18 protein-coding genes are annotated in these 18,598 nt (G+C 51.2%); 13 read left to right on the plus strand and 5 right to left on the minus strand.

The annotated features are described in order from the left end of the window. Nucleotide 1: 1 nt before the first annotated feature. The 8 genes from DWY89_RS11745 to trmL all read left to right on the plus strand — a co-directional run bounded on the left by DWY89_RS11745 (nt 2) and on the right by trmL (nt 8,313). Nucleotides 2-1,054, plus strand: a complete 1,053-nt coding sequence (locus DWY89_RS11745; RefSeq protein WP_243022826.1) for an L-threonylcarbamoyladenylate synthase — start codon at nt 2-4, stop codon at nt 1,052-1,054. A 4-nt stretch (nt 1,055-1,058) separates the two neighbouring features. After that, complete coding sequence (locus DWY89_RS11750) at nt 1,059-2,864, plus strand: B12-binding domain-containing radical SAM protein (RefSeq protein ID WP_118523647.1); 1,806 nt, start codon at nt 1,059-1,061, stop codon at nt 2,862-2,864. Nucleotides 2,865-3,052: 188 nt separating this feature from the next. Continuing rightward, a complete protein-coding gene (locus DWY89_RS11755) occupies nt 3,053-3,778 on the plus strand; it encodes a 3'-5' exonuclease (RefSeq protein WP_118469324.1) in 726 nt (241 codons plus the stop codon). A gap of 127 nt (nt 3,779-3,905) precedes the next feature. Further along, on the plus strand, nt 3,906-5,423 hold the full coding sequence (locus tag DWY89_RS11760; protein ID WP_243022823.1) for a VanW family protein: 1,518 nt from the start codon (nt 3,906-3,908) through the stop codon (nt 5,421-5,423). A 115-nt stretch (nt 5,424-5,538) separates the two neighbouring features. Beyond that, the gene (locus DWY89_RS11765; protein WP_243015256.1) at nt 5,539-6,156 is read left to right on the plus strand and encodes an AIR synthase-related protein; all 618 of its coding nucleotides are present in this window, start codon (nt 5,539-5,541) and stop codon (nt 6,154-6,156) included. Between the two features lie 14 nt (nt 6,157-6,170). Then, nucleotides 6,171-6,653, plus strand: a complete 483-nt coding sequence (locus DWY89_RS11770) for an Lrp/AsnC family transcriptional regulator (RefSeq protein WP_022358850.1) — start codon at nt 6,171-6,173, stop codon at nt 6,651-6,653. Further along, a complete protein-coding gene (locus DWY89_RS11775; protein ID WP_107001830.1) occupies nt 6,650-7,825 on the plus strand; it encodes an aminotransferase class I/II-fold pyridoxal phosphate-dependent enzyme in 1,176 nt (391 codons plus the stop codon). Before DWY89_RS11770 ends, DWY89_RS11775 begins: the two co-directional genes overlap by 4 nt. Next, entirely contained in the window at nt 7,819-8,313 is a 495-nt protein-coding gene (trmL, locus tag DWY89_RS11780; protein WP_107001831.1) for a tRNA (uridine(34)/cytosine(34)/5-carboxymethylaminomethyluridine(34)-2'-O)-methyltransferase TrmL, read from the plus strand. Before DWY89_RS11775 ends, trmL begins: the two co-directional genes overlap by 7 nt. A gap of 51 nt (nt 8,314-8,364) precedes the next feature. Here the strand turns inward: trmL and DWY89_RS11785 are convergent, their stop codons facing one another. Beyond that, nucleotides 8,365-8,796 (minus strand): NifB/NifX family molybdenum-iron cluster-binding protein, encoded by a 432-nt coding sequence (locus DWY89_RS11785; RefSeq protein ID WP_118523646.1) that lies wholly within the window; start codon nt 8,794-8,796, stop codon nt 8,365-8,367. Nucleotides 8,797-8,907: 111 nt separating this feature from the next. On the opposite strand from DWY89_RS11785, the gene DWY89_RS14420 reads away from it, so the two are divergent. Beyond that, nucleotides 8,908-9,048 (plus strand): hypothetical protein, encoded by a 141-nt coding sequence (locus DWY89_RS14420; protein ID WP_182426675.1) that lies wholly within the window; start codon nt 8,908-8,910, stop codon nt 9,046-9,048. An 82-nt stretch (nt 9,049-9,130) separates the two neighbouring features. Here the strand turns inward: DWY89_RS14420 and DWY89_RS11795 are convergent, their stop codons facing one another. The 4 genes from DWY89_RS11795 to DWY89_RS11810 are packed head-to-tail and all read right to left on the minus strand — an operon-like array spanning nt 9,131 to nt 13,545. Beyond that, nucleotides 9,131-11,059 carry an extracellular solute-binding protein gene (locus DWY89_RS11795; RefSeq protein ID WP_118523645.1) on the minus strand — a complete coding sequence of 643 codons (1,929 nt, stop codon included), beginning with the start codon at nt 11,057-11,059 and terminating at the stop codon, nt 9,131-9,133. Further along, nucleotides 11,059-11,880 carry an ABC transporter permease gene (locus DWY89_RS11800; protein ID WP_118523644.1) on the minus strand — a complete coding sequence of 274 codons (822 nt, stop codon included), beginning with the start codon at nt 11,878-11,880 and terminating at the stop codon, nt 11,059-11,061. Before DWY89_RS11800 ends, DWY89_RS11795 begins: the two co-directional genes overlap by 1 nt. 18 nt (nt 11,881-11,898) lie before the next feature. After that, the gene (gene potA, locus DWY89_RS11805; protein WP_118523643.1) at nt 11,899-12,975 is read right to left on the minus strand and encodes a spermidine/putrescine ABC transporter ATP-binding protein; all 1,077 of its coding nucleotides are present in this window, start codon (nt 12,973-12,975) and stop codon (nt 11,899-11,901) included. Between the two features lie 36 nt (nt 12,976-13,011). Next, nucleotides 13,012-13,545 carry a helix-turn-helix domain-containing protein gene (locus DWY89_RS11810; RefSeq protein ID WP_022358843.1) on the minus strand — a complete coding sequence of 178 codons (534 nt, stop codon included), beginning with the start codon at nt 13,543-13,545 and terminating at the stop codon, nt 13,012-13,014. Nucleotides 13,546-13,942: 397 nt separating this feature from the next. On the opposite strand from DWY89_RS11810, the gene DWY89_RS11815 reads away from it, so the two are divergent. The 4 genes from DWY89_RS11815 (at nt 13,943) to rlmD (ending at nt 18,363) form a co-directional block, all read left to right on the plus strand. Then, on the plus strand, nt 13,943-15,019 hold the full coding sequence (locus DWY89_RS11815; RefSeq protein WP_107001837.1) for a lactonase family protein: 1,077 nt from the start codon (nt 13,943-13,945) through the stop codon (nt 15,017-15,019). A gap of 25 nt (nt 15,020-15,044) precedes the next feature. After that, nucleotides 15,045-16,148, plus strand: coding sequence for a chorismate synthase (gene aroC / locus DWY89_RS11820; protein WP_118523642.1), 1,104 nt, complete (start codon nt 15,045-15,047; stop codon nt 16,146-16,148). A gap of 91 nt (nt 16,149-16,239) precedes the next feature. Then, nucleotides 16,240-16,830 carry a TIGR01440 family protein gene (locus DWY89_RS11825; protein WP_022358840.1) on the plus strand — a complete coding sequence of 197 codons (591 nt, stop codon included), beginning with the start codon at nt 16,240-16,242 and terminating at the stop codon, nt 16,828-16,830. Nucleotides 16,831-16,860: 30 nt separating this feature from the next. Continuing rightward, nucleotides 16,861-18,363, plus strand: a complete 1,503-nt coding sequence (rlmD, locus tag DWY89_RS11830) for a 23S rRNA (uracil(1939)-C(5))-methyltransferase RlmD (RefSeq protein ID WP_118523661.1) — start codon at nt 16,861-16,863, stop codon at nt 18,361-18,363. Nucleotides 18,364-18,598: the final 235 nt, after the last annotated feature.

An 18,598-nucleotide genomic window follows, 5' to 3' on the forward strand; every position in this document is an offset into this window, starting at 1 on the left:
GATGTGGAAGATAGAAAATCCAAAGGACTTTACGGCGCATGACCGGGAGGTGCTTGAGAAGGCGGCAAAGATCATCCGCGCGGGCGGTCTGGTGGCATTTCCGACGGAAACTGTGTACGGCCTGGGGGCGAATGCGCTGGATGAGGCGGCAGCGAAGAAGATTTATGCGGCGAAGGGACGCCCGTCTGACAACCCGCTGATCGCGCATGTGTCCTGTCTGGAGGAGATCGCGCCGCTGGTATCGAATATGCCGGAAAATGGCAAAAAGCTTGCAAAGGCATACTGGCCGGGACCGATGACGATGGTATTTCCTAAGAGCGCGATCGTGCCGTATGGAACGACCGGCGGGCTTGACACGGTGGCAATACGGATGCCGTCTGATCCGATCGCGGCAGAGTTAATCCGTCTGTCCGGCGTGCCGATCGCGGCTCCGAGTGCGAATACATCGGGACGCCCAAGCCCGACGCGCGCTGATCACGTGCTTCAGGATATGGACGGAAAGATCGATGCGATCATCGACGGCGGTCCGGTTGGAATTGGTCTGGAATCGACGATCGTGGATGTTACGGAGGAAATGCCGATGGTTTTAAGGCCGGGTGCGATCACCGTGGAGATGCTGCGTGAAACGGTCGGGGAAGTCGGCATTGATCCGGCGATTTTAGGACCGGTCAGCGCGGATGTGCGCCCGAAAGCACCGGGAATGAAATACCGCCATTATGCACCGAAAGCCGATCTGACACTGGTCGAGGGCGAGACGGAGGCAGTTGTGGAGACGATCAACCGCCTGGCAGGCGAAAAGCTGTCAGAAGGACGTAAGGTTGGAATTATCTGCACGGACGAGACGAAAGATCGTTACCCGGCGGGGATGTTGGAAAGCATCGGTGCGCGGGCGCGTCAGGAGACTGTTGCACACAACCTGTATGCGGTTCTGCGCGATTTCGACGATCGCGGCGCGGAATATATCTTTTCGGAAGGATTTTCGGAAGACAATTTAGGACGGGCGATTATGAACCGGCTCAATAAGGCGGCTGGCTATCATATTTTGAAGGTGTGAGACGATGCGGTACTTATTGGCGGCGATTAATGCCAAATATATACATTCAAATCTGGGAATTTACAGCCTGAGACGGTATGCGATGGAGCGGCTGGGGCTGGGACAGAAGGATGAGCAGGGTGCGGCTGTTGGAATGGAAATGGTTTCGGAGGCAGCAGAAGGCGCGAATCGAACGAAAACCGTGTCGGAAATCCAGATCGATCTCGGCGAGTACACCATCAACCACCAGATGGATCAGATTCTGCAGGATATTTACCGGAGAAAACCGCATGTGGTGGGATTTTCCTGTTATATCTGGAATATCGTTTACGTGAAGGAACTGATCCACGATTTGAAAAAGGTTCTTCCGCAGGTCCGCATCTGGATGGGAGGTCCGGAGGCTTCGTATGACGCGGTTCACCTGATGGATGAGCTGCCGGAGGTCGAGCTGATCATGCAGGGCGAAGGCGAGGAGACCTTTACGCGGCTGGTGGAGGCGTGTGAGCGCGGGACGGAAGTTTGTTTTTCAGAGATCCCCGGCATTGTCCTACGCTGTTCGGACGATACCGTCGAGGTTCATCGCCCGGCACCGCTCATGAATCTGGACGACATTCCGTTTTCCTACGGAGATTTAAGCGGGCTGGAACACCGCATTATCTACTATGAGAGCAGCCGTGGATGTCCATTTTCCTGTAGTTACTGTCTGTCTTCGATTGACAAAAAAGTGCGGTTCCGCAGCCTTTCGCTGGTAACAAGGGAGCTGCAGTTTTTCCTTGACCGGAAGGTGCCGCAGGTGAAGTTCGTAGACCGGACGTTTAACTGCAAAAAGAGCCATTCGATGGCGATCTGGCAGTATTTGCTGGATCACGATAATGGAATTACCAACTTCCATTTTGAAATTTCATCGGATCTTCTGGATGATGACGAGCTGGCGCTGATGAAACAGATGCGTCCGGGACTGATTCAGCTGGAAATCGGCGTGCAGACGACGAACCCGGTGGTTGTGAAGGAGATCCGGAGGACGATGGATCTGGACAAGGTGGCGCGCCGTGTGGCGCAGGTCAACACCTTTGGCAACATCCATCAGCATCTCGACCTGATTGCGGGGCTTCCGTATGAGGATATCGAGAGCTTTCATCGTTCCTTCAACGATGTATACAAAATGGAGCCGGAACAGCTTCAGCTTGGCTTTCTGAAGGTGCTGAAAGGTTCCTATATGGAAGAAATGAAGCAGAAATACGGTCTGCTCAGCCAGAGCAAGCCGCCGTATGAGGTGCTTAGAACCAACTGGCTTTCCTATGAAGAGGTGATCCGTCTCAAGGGTGTGGAAGAGATGGTCGAGGTCTATTACAACAGCGGGCAGTTCCGCCGCACGATGAAATGGCTGTCGCAGGAATGGGGCGATGCATTTGATTTGTATGACCGCCTGGCGGCATTTTATGAGGAAAAGGGGCTGAATGAAGTGAGCCATAACCGGCTGGCACGGTATGAGATTTTGTATCTGTTTATTCAGAAATGGGGGAACAAAGAAATTTCCTATCAGGATCTTCTCATTTATGACCTCTACCTCCGTGAAAACGTCAAGAGCCGTCCATCTTTTGCCCCGGATCCGTCGGAGTGGAAGAACGAGACGAAGCAGTTTTTCATGCGCGAGGCGAAGGAACGCCGTTATTTGAAGGGCTACGAGGCATACGATTCCAGGCAGATGGCGAAAATGGCGCATTTAGAGCGGATGGAAGACGGAAGCTTTGTGCTGTTTGATTACAAAAACCGGGATGCTCTGTTTGGCAATGCGGCGGCATTTTCCATTTCCCAGGATGAAATACAGTGAGAAATGGGATTTTCCCGAGAAAGACAGGAAAAAGAAATTGCGGATGGCGGCAGTCTGAACATCTGCGAACGAGAAGAAATGTAGGACAGCCATATTTTAAATTAGATGGATAGTAAACTGTTCAGTAGGTCTGTGCATTTACTGCGCGTGACTGTGAAGGTACTGAACAGTTACGATGGATAAATAAAATGGAAAAAACAGACAATTCTTATATAGCGATTGACCTGGAGACAACAGGGTTAAATCCCAAAACCGAGCGGATCATCGAGATTGGCGCGGCGCGGGTGGAAGATGGAATCGTGGTGCAGACGTATTCGACGTTTGTCAACCCGGAGCGGGAACTGGATGCGCGCATCCGGGAGCTGACGGGAATCTGTGACGATGATTTGAAGGATGCGCCGGTGCTGGATACAGTTTTGCCGGAACTTCTGGCATTCTGCGGGGAGCTGCCGCTTCTGGGGCATCATGTTATCTTTGATTTCAGCTTTCTCAAGCGGGCGGCGGTCAACCGGAAGTATACATTTGAGCATGCGGGGCTTGATACCTTGAAAATCTGCCGCCATTTTATGCCAGAGGAGGAAAAAAAGAATCTGGCAGCCGCGTGCCGGTATTTTGCGGTGGATTCGGGCGAGAGCCATCGGGCGCTTTCGGATGCGATGGCGGCGCACCATCTGTATCAGGAGCTTAAAAACAGGTATTTTCTGGAAGTGCCGGAGGTGTTTGCACCGCAGCCTTTGATTTACAAGGTAAAACGCGAACAGCCCGCGTCAAAAAAGCAAAAAGAAGTCTTGCGGGAATTACTAAAATATCATAGAATAAATTTATCTGCGCAGATTGATTCGCTTTCGAAAAATGAGATTTCGAGACTTACGGATCAGATTATCGCGCAGCATGGCAGAATGCAGAAGAGGTGAGAGATATGTTTAAATTTTCAAATCAGAAAACACGCCAGATCGTATCAGCGGTTGTTATTATAATCGTAGTAGTAGCGATGGTAGCGGGAACCATTTTGGCAGGTCTTATGATGTAAAGGTTCGGTAGATGATGAAAAAAAGAAATTGGATGGCAGGCGTATGCGGTGCGGCAGTGATGGGACTGCTTATAGCCGGTACGGGCACCGCGTCAGCGGGGACGATTCCCACGGGTTTTCAGGTCGGTGGGTTTGATCTTTCCGGGATGACACGGGAAGAGGCGGATCAGACGATTGAGAAATCCATCGGGGAGATGGAAAATCAGACCATTTCGATCCGGGTAGAAGGTCATGAGGTTCAGACGACGGCGGCGGAGCTGGGATTTTTCTGGGTCAACCAGAACGAGATTGATGAGGAAGTGGAGAAACTTTCCGGCGGAAATCTTCTGCGCCGGTATCTGAATCAGAAGGAATTAGAGCAGTCCGGCGTGGATCTGCAGATTGAGACAGCGGTCGATGAAGCGAAGGTTGCCGAGTTTGTGCAGACCCGGTGCGCGGAATTTACGACAGCGCCGCAGGACGCTGTGATCACGCATGAAAATGGAGTCTTTCAGGTCAGCCAGTCTTCGGCGGGACAGGAAGTGGACATAGATGCGACGACAAAAGCACTGAATGAGGCGCTCGCGGGCGGTCTTTCGGAACCGGTTTCGGTGGATGCAACAGTCAAAAATACAGAGCCGACCCGCACGACAGAGGCATTATCTACGATTCAGGATGCACTTGGAACATTCAGTACCGGATTCAACCCGGGAAATGTGTCGCGTTCCAAGAATCTGCGGAACGGTGCGGCGAAGATCAACGGCACGGTTCTGATGCCGGGAGAAGAATTTTCGGCTTATACATGGCTCACCCCATTTACGGTGGAAAATGGCTATGCATCGGCAGGTTCCTATGCGAACGGTCAGGTAGTCGATACGGTCGGCGGTGGCGCCTGCCAGATCTGCACGACGCTCTACAATGCAGCGCTTCTGGCGGAGATGGATATCACCCAGCGCCAGAATCATTCGATGATTGTTACTTACGTTCCGGCATCGCAGGATTCGGCGATCGCGGGTACTTATAAGGATCTGAAATTTAAAAATCCATACGATACCCCGATCTATATGGAAGGGGCAGTGAACGGCGGGACTATTTCATTTACGATATATGGAAAAGAGACACGGCCGGCAAACCGGACCATCAAATACGTTTCGGAGACACTGTCGAAGAAGGATCCGGGCGAGCCGATCACAAAGGTGGACGCATCTTTGAAGCCGGGTGCGAGGGTGAAGGAACAGTCGGCGCACTATGGGCTGCAGTCACGGCTCTGGAAATACGTCTACGTGGACGGCGTGGAGACGGAGAAAACCTTGCTGCAGACGGATACCTATATGGCATCGAAGGCAATCTACCGTGTAGGTCCGGCCGTTGCAGCTGCGGCACCGGCGGTTCCGGCTGGACCGCAGCCTGAGACACCGCAGCCTGAGACGCCACAGCCGGAAAATCCGGTTCCGGCACCGACGGAAGCACCGGCAGCACAGGAGCCGACCCCGGCACAGCCGCAGGGACCAGCCGGTCCGGCGCAGGAAGCAGCGCCGCCGATGGAGTGATAGCTTATATCGGATCATATATAGTGATGGTATGAGAGCAGAGATTTGTGGTAACATGGCGTGGTAAGCGCAGAAAATTACTGTACTTGAATGTGAAGCTGGGAAAGGAATCAGAATGAACATAAAAGATGAAATTTTCGAGGCATACGGGGAGATGAAAGCCGAGCAGGATCTTCTGGCGGTCGGTTACACCGCGCTTCTTGGTACCTCGATGGCGGCAAAAAGCGGCGAGGCGGCGCTTTTGAACCGATTTTCTGCACGGTATGTGAGAGAATGCCAGAATCTCTATGAGAAATGGAATCCGTCTCCGCTTCTGGAGGCATTTGCTGCACATAAAGAGCGGAAAGTGCTGACCCGTCTCGGCGCATCTGCGTGGTATCCGGCGGGCGGGGGCGGCGTCATGGCAGCGCTGTGGCATTTTTTTGATGGATTCGGACTCGGATTTGAGATGGATCTTAGGAAACTTCCGATCCGCCAGGAGACGGTGGAGGTCTGCGAGGTATTTGACCTCAATCCATACCGTTTACAGTCCCAGGGCTGCATTCTGCTGACGGCGTCTAGCGGTCCGAAACTGCTAAAGAATCTGGAGAGAGAGGGCATTCCGGCGGCGCTCATCGGTCGGACGCGCACAGCGATCGGACGCGAGATTTACAGCGGCGAAGTACATAGCTTTCTTGACCGGCCAAAACCGGATGAGATAGATAAAATGAAAGACTTACCAAAATCCCATTAACAGGAGGTAGTAAAGTGAGAGAGAGAATTTTAGCGGTCATTGAAAAAAACAGCCGCATCAGCGTCAAAGAGCTGGCGGATTTACTCGGGGAAAATGAAGCTGCGGTCGCAGCGGAGATCGCCGAAATGGAAAATGAACATATCATCTGCGGTTACCATACCCTGATTAACTGGGATAATACAGATGAGGAGAAGGTCATTGCACTGATCGAAGTAAAGGTAACGCCGCAGCGCGAGATGGGCTTTGACAAGATTGCCGAGAGAATCTATCAGTACAGCGAGGTGACCTCGGTATACCTGATGTCCGGCGGCTATGATTTTACCGTTATGATCGAGGCGAAAACCATGCGTGCAGTTGCACAGTTCGTGGCAGAAAAGCTTTCCACGATCGATTCTGTGCTGAGTACCGCGACCCATTTTATTCTTAAAAAATACAAAGACCATGGTACCGTTCTCTGCGACGGTCCTCAGGATGAAAGGATGTTGATTGTTCCGTGAGAAACCCATTATCAGATACGATTGTAAATATTCCGCCGTCCGGAATCCGGAAGTTTTTTGACGTTGTCAGCGAGATGAAGGGCGCGATCTCCCTGGGCGTGGGCGAACCGGATTTTGATACACCGTGGCATATCCGCGAGGAGGGCATTTATTCGCTGGAAAAAGGACGTACCTTCTATACGTCGAACTCTGGTTTAAAGGAACTGCGCCAGGAGATCTGCCATTATCTGAAACGTCGTCAGCGTCTTGAGTATGATCCGAATACAGAAGTGATGGTAACGGTCGGCGGCAGCGAGGCGATTGATATCGCCCTGCGCGCGATGCTCAATCCGGGCGATGAGGTTCTGATTCCGCAGCCGAGTTACGTTTCCTATGTGCCGTGTACGGTGCTGGCGGGCGGTACGCCGGTCATTATCGAGCTGGAGGAGAAGGATGAGTTCCGTCTGACGCCGGAGAAGCTGCTGGAGAAAATCACACCGAAAACAAAGGTGCTGATTCTTCCATTCCCGAACAATCCAACGGGCGCGATCATGAACCGCACCGATCTGGAGGCGATCGCGAAGGTGATTGAGGAGAAGGATCTGTTTGTGCTGAGTGATGAAATTTATTCCGAGCTGACCTACAGTGGCAAGCACGTTTCCATCGCGGAGATTTCCGGGATGCGTGACCGCACGGTGTTGATCAACGGATTTTCCAAGGCATATGCGATGACCGGGTGGCGTCTCGGCTATGCGGCGGCTCCAGCGCTTATCTTAAAACAGATGCTGAAAATCCATCAGTTTGCGATTATGTGTGCGCCGACCACCAGCCAGTATGCAGCGGTTGACGCCCTGCGGAATGGCGATGAGGACATTGCCCGCATGAAGAAAGCCTACGATGAGCGCCGCCGCTATCTTTTGAGAGAGTTCCGGGCGCTTGGCATGGACTGTTTCGAGCCGTATGGAGCATTTTATATGTTCCCGTGCATCAAACGGTTTGGCATGACCTCGGATGAATTCGCAAACCGCCTGTTACAGGAAGAGAAGCTGGCGCTTGTGCCGGGCACCGCGTTTGGAAACTGCGGCGAGGGCTATCTGCGTGTTTCCTATGCGTATTCGCTGGAGGATCTGCAGAAGGCGATCGAGCGCATCAAGCGGTTTGTGGCACGGCTGGATGGAGAGAAGAAATGTTAAATATTGTACTCTATGAACCGGAGATGCCGATGAATACAGGAAATATAGGACGAAGCTGCGTGGCAACGAACACGCGGCTTCATCTGATCGAGCCTCTCGGTTTTAAATTGAATGATAAAATGGTAAAAAGAGCGGGTCTTGATTACTGGCCGCATCTGGACGTGACAGTTTACAGCGATTTTAAAGATTTTCTGGAGAAGAATCCGGGCGCGCGCCCGTATATGGCGACCACGAAGACGACGCAGGTGTATACGGACGTTCACTACGATCCGGACTGCTATATCATGTTCGGACCGGAAAGCCGCGGCATCCCGGAAGAACTCCTGATCGAAGACCCGGAGCGCTGCGTCCGCATCCCGATGTGGGGTGAGATGCGCTCTCTGAATCTGTCAAACTCGGTGGCGATCATTCTGTATGAGGCGCTGCGGCAGAATGGGTTTGAGAAGATGAATACGGAGGGGCATCTGCATCACCTCCAGTGGAAATAAGGTGGATTCTGTCCCACACGTGCGTCATCAACGTCTCAGATGAAACAGGAATTAGTGGCACCAAGTCCCACAGGCACTGATATTTCCGTCGCATTCGGCGTCGGAGTCAGTGCCATTTTTATTGTTGTCCGGCAGGTGGACGCCGCAGGATGGTCCGTTATTTCCGCTCCGGTCAAAGTGAAGCATTCCGTTTAAGAAGTCTTCGACGCGGTCTTTAGGAGCGCCTTTGGCGCCGCCGAGAACCTGGATGCTGGTTTCGCGCAGGGCGATCATCATCGGGATCGGAAGGGCGTCGCAGAGGAGGACGGCAATATTTTCTTTTTTGAGAAATGCCACCAGCGCGCCGGGATCGTTTGCATAGGTCTGTTTCACGGTTTTGGTGGAAATAATCTCATCATCAACTACATCAAAAATTAAAAATTCTTTCACCTGAGCCAGGTGGGAGCAGATTTCTCCGTTTTCATAAGGGACTGCAATTTTCATGAGTGACCTCCTTTTTTAGAGATAGTATAGCGCTTAGAATTGAAAAATCAATATAAATGTATATGCTATTTATGAAAAAATATATAATAGACATATATGGAGGTGGCTTGTATGGATGGAGTAAATATTGAGAAGAATGAAAAGAAGGATGCGTTACTGATAGCAATCGAAGAAGGAAGAACGATTGTAAAAGATCCAAATGCACCGAGATATTCCAGTATGGAAGACTTAAAAGCGGCATTGGAAGTATAATATCTTTGATAGAAAAAGAGAGCCAGCAGAATGCACTTCTGTTGACTCTTTTTTACAATTATGATTTGAAGCAGCAAGCCCCTTAATCCGACTTAACTTCTTTCCACAAACTATTATAAAGCTCGTCCGCCTCATCCCCAAGATACCGGTAAACCTCGCAGTTTTTCAGCTGCTTCGCATCTGGGAAGACGGCTTTGTTGTTCTGGATTTCTTCGTCCAGCATTTCCTTGGCTGCCTTGTTTGGCGTCGCGTAGGTAATGTACTCAAAGTTTTTGACTGCGACATCCGGGCGGCAGAGAAAATTGATCCATTTTTCTGCGTTTTCCTTATTTTTCGCATTTTTCGGAACTACCCAGGAATCGAGCCAGACGTTGGTTCCCTCTTCCGGGATTACATATTCCAGGGAGAATGGGAGGTTCTGTGCGGCTACCTCATCCTGGATGTACATGATCTCGCCGGAGTAGATGACGCCGATGGCTGCCTCGCCGCCGATCATCTTGTCACGTACCTGATCGATGACGTAAGCCTGTATGAGCGGTTTTTGGTCAATCAGATCCTGCTTTGCCTGCTGGAGTTCGGTTTCGTCGGTCGAGTTGGCAGAGAAGCCGTCTTTTTTGAGCGCTACCATGAAGGCATCGCGGACGCTGTCCTGCATCAGGATCTCGCCTTTATAAGCCGGATTCCAGAGATCGGACCATTTGGTCGGAACCGGAAGTCCTTTTTCTTCGATGAGCTTCGTATTATAAAGAATACCGACGGTTCCCCAGGTGTATGGCACGGAATATTTGTTTTCCGGGTCGAACTGCTTGGACATTTCCATGTACTGCGGGTCAATGTTTTTGACATTTGGAATGTTGTCAAAGTTGAGTTCGGCAAGCAGGTCATTTTCCTTCATTTTCTGAATCATGTAGTCGGATGGGCAGACTACATCGTAGTTGACGCCGCCGGCTTCGATGACCGGATACATTTCTTCCAGTGTCTCAAATACGTCGTAGGTAACCTTGATTCCGGTTTCCTGTTCAAATTCCTCAATCAGGTCCGGATCAATATATTCGCCTGCATTGTAGACGTACAGTTCGTTTGAATGAGTCGTGGTGTAGCGGCTGTAGGTGCTGACACCAACGACAAGCAGAATCAGCGTGCAGGCAAGTCCCAGAACGCCGTTCTTGATCTGGTTGTTGCGTTTGCGGCGCTTGATGGTCTCTGTGTCAATCATAGTCGCATTGCCGGTGGATTTTTTCTCCGGGGCAAAGTTGGTGATCACCAGGAGCACCAGGACTGCCACGAAAATCAGCGTGGACAGGGCGTACATCGTCGGCTGGATGCCTCGGCGCACTTGGCTGTAGATCAGGGTGGATAAGGTATCCATACCGGCACCTCTTGTAAAGTGCGTAATGATAAAATCATCCAGGGACATCGTAAATGCCATCAAAAAGCCGGAGAGGATACCCGGGACGATGTCCGGAAATACGACCTTGAAGAAAGCATACAGCGGGCTGGCGCCGAGATCCAGAGCGGCTTCGTAGGTGTACCGGTTCGTCTGCTTGAGTTTCGGCATGACACTTAATATCACATATGGAATGTTAAATGTGATATGCGCGATCAGCACGGTTTTAAATCCGAGAGAGATACCGAACGCGATAAATGCCAGCATCAGGGAGATACCGGTTACGATGTCGGAGTTCAGCATCGGGATGTTGTTGATTCCCATGACGATGGTGCGCGGAATCCGTTTCATGCTGTTGATGCCGATGGCGGCGATCGTGCCGATGACGGTCGCGATCAGAGCCGACGCAAACGCGATGAGCAGCGTATTGTTTAAGGCATTCATGATGGCGGAATCCTGGAACATCTGCGTATACCAGCGGGTGGTAAAACCGCCCCAGACGGTTCTCGATTTTGTGTTGTTAAAGGACAAAACGATCATGGTCACGATCGGGATGTATAAAAAGAGCAGGATGAGCGCCAGGTAAAAGTCCTGGAAAAACTGTTTTAAGCGGTTATGTTTCATCAGAACGCATTGCCCTCCCCTTCTTTATCGTATTTGGCGATGAGCGCCATACTCAGTAAAATGAAAATCATCAGAACCAGCGAGAGACCGGAACCTAAGTGCCAGTTGCTTCCCTTGGTGAACTCCTGCTCGATGACATTTCCGATAAGCAGGATCTTGCTGCCGCCTAAGAGACTGGAGATAACGAAGGTCGTCAGCGCCGGGACAAATACCATGGTAATGCCGCTGATGATGCCCGGGATGCTGAGCGGAATCCAGATGTGAATGAGTGTCTGGAAATTGTTTGCCCCCAGGTCTTTGGCGGCGTTGATGGTATTATCGTCGATTTTTGCCAGCACATTATAAATTGGTAGAATCATGAAAGGCAGGAAGTTGTATACCATACCCAGAATGATCGCCCACGGTGTATTGATGATGGCGATATTTGGCAGATGGAGAAAGGAAAGAATGCCATTGATGACGCCATTTTTCTCCAGAAGCGTCTGCCACGCGAGGGTGCGGAGCAGGAAATTCATCCACATCGGAAGGATGAAGACGAATACCATAAAGCTTCCTGCCCCAATGCCGCGGCGGCGCAGTACCAATGCCAGCGGATAGGACAAGAGGAGGCAGATGGCAGTTGCGGCCAAGGACAGTCCCAGAGATAAAAGCAGTGCTTTTAAATGTTCCGGGGTTGCGATGGAACAGACATTTGCCAGTGTAAATGTCCCGCTTTTGGTCGTCAGACCGTAGTATACGATCAGCAGGAGCGGGATGATGGTAAAACCGATCATCCAGAGAATATAAGGACCGGCGAAGAGCCGTTTCACGTTTGATTTCATGCTAAGTCCGACTCCTTTCTATTCATTGACGCCCACAGCTTCCTCGTCCTCTGACGCCGGCTTGTTCATGATCTGGATGTCAAACGGATCTACATGGATGCCGACCTTCTCGCCGACCGGGAACATATCCGTGCTGTGAACCAGCCACTCATAGCCGTCCGGGGTGGTGACCTCCATCTCATAGTGGACGCCTTTGAAAATCAGGTGGGTGACAACGCCCTGCAGCGTGCCTTCCTCTGGTTTTACGAGGTCAATGTCCTCCGGGCGGATGACAACGTCAACCGGCTGATTATTTCCAAAGCCTTTATCAACGCAGGCAAATTTCGCGCCGAAGATTTCAACCAGCTCGTCGTGGATCATCAGACCGTCCACGATGTTGCTCTCGCCGATGAAGTCGGCAACGAATGCGTTTTCCGGCTCGTTGTAGATCTGTTCCGGGGAACCCATCTGCTGGATATAACCCTGGTTCATGACAACGATGGTATCGGACATCGTCAATGCCTCTTCCTGATCGTGGGTAACATAGATAAAAGTGATGCCAAGCTCATTTTTCAGACGGATCAGCTCGTACTGCATGTCCTGGCGCAGTTTTAAATCTAGGGCACCGAGCGGCTCATCGAGAAGCAGGACCTTCGGCTCGTTGACAATCGCGCGCGCAATGGCGATACGCTGCTGCTGACCGCCGCTTAGAGAGTCAATGCTGCGGTGCTCAAAGCCGTTTAAGTTTACAAGCTTTAAAGCGTACTTAATTTTATCATCAATATATGCTTTTGATTTGTTTTTAATTTTTAGTCCAAATGCGATATTATCTGCGATGCTCATATGCGGAAACAGTGCATATTTCTGGAATACGGTGTTTAGCTGGCGCTTGTTTGGCGGAAGTTTGGTGATGTCTTCGCCACCGAAAATTACTTTTCCTGTATTTGGAGATTCAAATCCGCCGATGATGCGGAGCGTGGTTGTCTTGCCGCAGCCGCTGGGGCCTAAGAGCGTTACAAAGGAATTTTCCTTTACTGAAAGGCTCAAGTCATCCAGGACCAGGGTGTCGTCAAAGCGTTTCGAGATATGCTGTAAATCGATTAATGGCTGGCTCATGCGTTTCCTCCGTAAATAGTAAAATAATGTGTAGTATTAGAAACTTGGCGGCGAGCTGACCCAGAGGATCGTCGCGCCGGAGCGGCTTTCAAGGTAATGCGTCTTGTCGCTCGTATAGTAAAAAGATTCGCCCTTTTTGGCTTTGTACGTCCGGTTCCCCAGATGAATCAGGATGCTGCCGGAAAGAACGTAGCCAAATTCCTCACCCTCATGCGGGCTGTCCGGATAGGTGGAGCCGCCGGCACCGAGTGTCAGGCGGATCGGTTCCATCGTGTTCTTCTGGGCGTTCGGGATGATCCACTGAATCTCATTTTTCAGTTCCGGATCTTCCTTGATAAAATAGTCGTTTTTTTCAAATACAATCTGCTCTTCCGGAGCCTCGTTGAAAAACTCCCCTATGGTTGTGCCGAGACACTGGAGAATATCCATCAAAGTAGCGATGGACGGGGAGGTCAGATCGCGCTCTACCTGGGAGATAAATCCCTTCGAAAGCTCTGCGCGGTCAGCCAGCTCTTCCTGCGTCAGACCCTTTAAAATTCGCAGTTCCTTTAATTTTCCTCCTATACTCAACAGAGGGAACCTCCTTTCCTGGTTTCATAGGAAATTGCGTCCTATAAAACAAAAAACGCTCCGCGAGGATGCGCCAGGGCACATTCTTTTTTATAAAAACCGGGTGGGAAAACCATCCGTCCGGCGTTTTTTAGAAACATGCAAAAGTAAGATGAAAGTTTAGAAATTCTAAAATGAATGTAAAATTAATCTTTTTGTTTAGAAATAATAAACTTGTTTCCGAGTATCTATTATACAGAATGTGGGGAAGGTGTCAAGGAAAAAAACGGGAAAATCCGGGGGTTCTCAAATTGTGTGAAAAAAGGGTGCAAAAATGGCGGTATGATGATAAAATAGGGGCAGATAATTTGATAGAAACCGTTATAACGGTTCTGGGGGCTCAAAGGAGGAACATTTCATGCAGGATAAGTATATGGCGTATGTGGGTTCTTACTCATACAACGGTCAGGCAAAGGGAATTACCGTGTATGATGTGGATGTAAAAAAGGGAAAGTTTATCTACCGGTGCGAGGTGGAGGTGGACAACTCTTCCTATTTAACTGTTTCACATGACGGGCGGATGCTCTATTCCATCGCGGACGAGGGCGTTGTGGCGTTCCGGATTCTGGAAAACGGCGCACTCAGCCGTGTGAACAGCGCAAATATCAAGGCGATGCGCGGCTGTCATATTGCGACCGATGCGGAGGACAAGTTTATCTTCGTATCCGGCTATCATGACGGCAAGGAGACGGTGGTCCGCCTGAAACCGGACGGTTCTATCGGGGAAGTGACCGACGGCGTTTACCACAAGGGACTTGGAAGCGTGGCAGAGCGCACGTTCCGTCCGCATGTGAGCTGTGCGGAGCGCACACCGGATGGCAGATTCCTGCTGGTAGCCGATCTGGGAATTGACCAGGTCAAGATTTACAGGTTTGATGGCGAGAAGGGAACCCTTTCATTGGTGGACGCGATCCGCTGTGATTTGGAATCTGGTCCGAGACATTTCATGTTCAGCAAGGATGGAAAATTCTTGTATTTGATGTATGAAATCAAAAATGTGATTGATGTATACACGTATGAAACGGGCGATCGTGTGCCGAAGATCGAGAAGATCCAGACGATCCCATCGACCGCACCGGAGCGCACCAGCCAGCTGACTGCAGCGTGCACGATCCGGATGTCCGAGGACGAGACACATCTGTTCTGCAGCAATGCGGGCGATAATTCAGTCAGTGTCTACGAGCGCGATGCACAGACGGGGCTTTTGAAGCTGCTCTGCTGTCTTCCGATCAGTGGAGATTACCCGAAAGATATCGCGATTTTCCCGGATGGAAACCATCTGGCGTCGATCAACCACGGTAGTAACAGCATTTCTTTCTTCCAGGTGGAATATAAGGAGAAACTGCTGGTGATGAGCGGTCGCAGTATTTCGGTGAATGAGCCAAACTGCTGTGTGATTACAAAGGTACCTACGAGAGGAAAGAAAGCAGACTAAATGGCAGAAGGAGTTAATAGCGAGAATGGCAGGGTCAACATACGGAAAAATACTGACAATGACAACGTGGGGCGAATCCCACGGCGCAGGCGTGGGCGTGGTCGTAGATGGCTGTCCGGCGGGGCTTGCGCTTTGTGAGGAAGACGTTCAGCGTTATCTGGACCGCCGCAAACCGGGGCAGAGCCGTTTTACGACGAAGCGCAGCGAGAGCGATACGGTGGAGATCCTGTCAGGCGTTTTTGAAGGGCGGACGACGGGCACGCCGATCTCGATGCTGGTGCGGAACCAGGATCAGCATTCGAAGGATTACAGTGAGATCGCCAGTTATTACCGTCCCGGACATGCGGATTATACCTTCGATGAAAAATACGGTTTCCGGGATTACCGGGGCGGCGGACGTTCTTCGGGACGCGAGACGATCGGACGCGTGGCAGCAGGCGCTATCGCGGCAAAGTTGCTGGAATCCTTGAACATTCAGGTAAAAGCATACACGAAAGCGATCGGACCGGTGGAAGTGGCGCCGGATCGGTTTGATCTGGCGGAATGTGAAAAGAATAAGCTGTATATGCCGGATGCTGCCGCAGCCGCAGAGGCAGAGCAGTATCTGGAAAGGAAGATGGCGGAGAAAGATTCTGCTGGCGGTATCGTGGAATGCGTGATTGCCGGTCTTCCGGCAGGGCTTGGTGAACCGGTTTTTGATAAATTTAATGCGAACCTGGCAAAGGCAATCTGCTCGATCGGTGCTGTTAAAGGCTTCGAGATCGGAGAGGGTTTCCATGCGGCGCAGATGGCAGGAAGCGAGAACAACGACGCATTTGTCATGGATTCGGATGGAAGCATCGGCAAGGCGACGAACCATGCAGGTGGCATTTTAGGCGGTATGACGGATGGAAGCGAAGTTGTGTTCCGTGCGGCATTTAAACCGACCCCGTCGATTGCCGCAGAGCAGAGAACCGTCAATAAGAGCGGCGAGGAGATCGGCATCAGCATCAAGGGACGCCATGATCCGATCATTGTGCCGAGAGCGGTTGTCGTGGTTGAGACGATGGCGGCATTTGCGGCGGCGGATATGCTGCTGGGCGGCATGACGGCGAGGCTGGATCGGATTCAGGAGTTTTACCGGAAGTAAGGGAATGTAAATAAAAATTTTGGAAAAGCTGCGGCGGGCTCAGCCTGTTTGGTCCGCGGCTTTTTCTGGCATTAAATCAGGAGGCAGCAGGATGAGTGCAACAGGAATTTCAAAAGAAATAGAGACAGCAGGACAGTTAGAGGAGCTGCGCCAGGAGGTACGGATTGCCGCAGAGGAACTTCTCAGTGCGGCAAACATGAAGCCGGGACAGATTTTGGTGGTCGGATGCTCGTCCAGCGAGATTGCATCGCATAAGATCGGTTCCTATTCCAGCGCCGAGATCGGAAAAGCGGTGTTTGAGGAGCTGTATGCAGTCACCAAGTCGCAGGGGCTTTATCTGGCGGCACAGTGCTGTGAACATCTGAACCGGGCGCTGATTGTGGAAGAAGAAGCGGCGGAAAAATATGGTCTGGAGATGGTAAACGTCGTGCCGCAGCTAAAAGCAGGCGGTTCCTTTGCAACGGCAGCCTATGCGGGATTTGAACATCCGACAGCCGTAGAGCGGATTCAGGCACACGCGGGCATCGATATCGGAGACACTTTCATCGGTATGCACCTGCGCCCGGTTGCAGTTCCGGTGCGGACCTCGATCCGTGCGATCGGCGGCGCCCATGTGACGTGTGCGAGAACGAGGCTGAAATATATTGGCGGAGAGCGGGCGCATTATCTGGATGCGAAATAAAGAAAATGAGGAGTAAAAAAAAACGTGGAAATCAGGAAAAATGATGAATTTGAACTGACAATCGAAGATATGAGCGAGGACGGAGCCGGGATCGGAAAGCAGGACGGCTATATCTGGTTTGTAAAAGATGCCGTGATCGGGGATCGGATCCGGGCGCGGGCGATGAAAATGAAGAAAAATTACGGCTTTGCCCGTCTGATGGAGGTGCTGGAAGCATCCAAAGACCGTGTGATGCCGGAATGCCCGGTCGCAAGACAGTGCGGCGGCTGCCAGCTTCAGATGATGAGTTATGAGGCGCAGCTTCATTTTAAGGAGCGCAAGGTCTACAATAACCTGCGCCGGATCGGCGGGATGGAGAATCTGCGGCTGCCGGAGCGGGCGGATGAAGTGAGTGTGCCTGAGAATGTATCTGAAAGAAATACATCCGAAAGGATGGAGACAACCGATGCGGGGGTGAAAGCAGAGAATGTGTCGGGGAAAAGTGCCGGGGAAGGTGTGGATAAAACTATCACCATGGAGCCGATCCTGGGGATGGAGCACCCGTGGCGCTACCGCAACAAGGCACAGTTTCCGTTTGGACGCGATAAGGATGGAAGAATCATTGCCGGATTTTACGCGGGACGCACCCACCATATTGTGGAAGCGGAAGACTGCCTGCTGGGTGTCGAAGAAAATGCGGTAATTCTGGATATTATCAAGAAAATCATGGAAGAATACCAGATTGCGCCATATGACGAGGAGACGCACAAGGGTCTGATTCGCCATGCATTGATTCGGAAGGGATTTTCAAACGGCGAGCTGATGGTCTGTCTCGTCATCAATGGAAAGAAGCTGCCGCATGCGGATATTTTTGTGGAACGCTTAAAAGAAGTCCCTGGCATGACCAGTATTTCCTACAACATCAATCAGGAAAAAACAAACGTGATTCTTGGTGCGGAGCTTGTAAACTTATACGGACCAGGCTATATCACAGATAAAATCGGAAATGTATCGTACCAGATTTCGCCGCTTTCTTTCTATCAGGTCAATCCGGTGCAGACGGAAAAACTCTATGGAACGGCGCTGGAATACGCGGGGCTGACCGGTGGGGAGACTGTATGGGATCTGTACTGCGGAATCGGAACCATTTCCCTGTTTCTGGCGCAGAAAGCGAAGAAAGTGTACGGTGTAGAGATCGTCCCTCCGGCGATCGAGGATGCCCGCCGGAACGCGGCATTAAATGGCATGGAAAATGTCGAGTTTTTCGTCGGAAAAGCTGAAGAGGTACTTCCAAGGGAGTATGAAAAAAATCAGGTCTATGCCGATGTCATCGTCGTCGATCCGCCGCGCAAAGGCTGTGACAGCGTCTGCCTCGACACGATCGTCCGGATGCAGCCAAAGCGGGTAGTCTATGTCAGCTGCGATTCCGCCACATTGGCGCGCGATGTGAAGTATCTGAATGAAAGAGGATACGCGGTGGAGCGCGTGAGATGCTGTGATATGTTCGGGATGAGCGGGCATGTGGAGACGGTAGCTCTTTTGTCCCAACATTGAGACAAGAGTACTTGTCTCGATGAACGCGGCAGTCGGCAAATCGAGATGCAAGCATCTCGGCTTGCCTCGTTGCTCGCGCAAAAACCAGATGACACGATAGAGATCGATTTAGACCTGAACGAGCTGGATGCAACCAGTGCAGAGCCGAAAGCGACCTATCAGGAAATCAAAGATTATGTGCTGAAAGAATTTGGCTTGAAGGTTTCAAATTTATATATTTCTCAAATCAAAAGGA

Origin of the sequence: Clostridium sp. AF27-5AA, assembly GCF_003478415.1 — a bacterium.
Lineage (GTDB): Bacteria > Bacillota > Clostridia > Lachnospirales > Lachnospiraceae > Otoolea > Otoolea fessa.

Excerpts from the sequence above, each read along its gene's own strand:
- DWY89_RS11745 (WP_243022826.1), top strand. The coding sequence starts at position 2 with ATGTGGAAGATAGAAAATCCAAAGGACTTTACGGCGCATGACCGGGAG.
- DWY89_RS11750 (WP_118523647.1), top strand. The coding sequence starts at position 1,059 with ATGCGGTACTTATTGGCGGCGATTAATGCCAAATATATACATTCAAAT.
- DWY89_RS11755 (WP_118469324.1), top strand. The coding sequence starts at position 3,053 with ATGGAAAAAACAGACAATTCTTATATAGCGATTGACCTGGAGACAACA.
- DWY89_RS11760 (WP_243022823.1), top strand. The coding sequence starts at position 3,906 with ATGATGAAAAAAAGAAATTGGATGGCAGGCGTATGCGGTGCGGCAGTG.
- DWY89_RS11765 (WP_243015256.1), top strand. The coding sequence starts at position 5,539 with ATGAACATAAAAGATGAAATTTTCGAGGCATACGGGGAGATGAAAGCC.
- trmL (WP_107001831.1), top strand. The coding sequence starts at position 7,819 with ATGTTAAATATTGTACTCTATGAACCGGAGATGCCGATGAATACAGGA.
- DWY89_RS11785 (WP_118523646.1), bottom strand. The coding sequence starts at position 8,796 with ATGAAAATTGCAGTCCCTTATGAAAACGGAGAAATCTGCTCCCACCTG.
- DWY89_RS14420 (WP_182426675.1), top strand. The coding sequence starts at position 8,908 with ATGGATGGAGTAAATATTGAGAAGAATGAAAAGAAGGATGCGTTACTG.
- DWY89_RS11795 (WP_118523645.1), bottom strand. The coding sequence starts at position 11,059 with ATGAAACATAACCGCTTAAAACAGTTTTTCCAGGACTTTTACCTGGCG.
- DWY89_RS11800 (WP_118523644.1), bottom strand. The coding sequence starts at position 11,880 with ATGAAATCAAACGTGAAACGGCTCTTCGCCGGTCCTTATATTCTCTGG.
- potA (WP_118523643.1), bottom strand. The coding sequence starts at position 12,975 with ATGAGCCAGCCATTAATCGATTTACAGCATATCTCGAAACGCTTTGAC.
- DWY89_RS11815 (WP_107001837.1), top strand. The coding sequence starts at position 13,943 with ATGCAGGATAAGTATATGGCGTATGTGGGTTCTTACTCATACAACGGT.
- aroC (WP_118523642.1), top strand. The coding sequence starts at position 15,045 with ATGGCAGGGTCAACATACGGAAAAATACTGACAATGACAACGTGGGGC.
- DWY89_RS11825 (WP_022358840.1), top strand. The coding sequence starts at position 16,240 with ATGAGTGCAACAGGAATTTCAAAAGAAATAGAGACAGCAGGACAGTTA.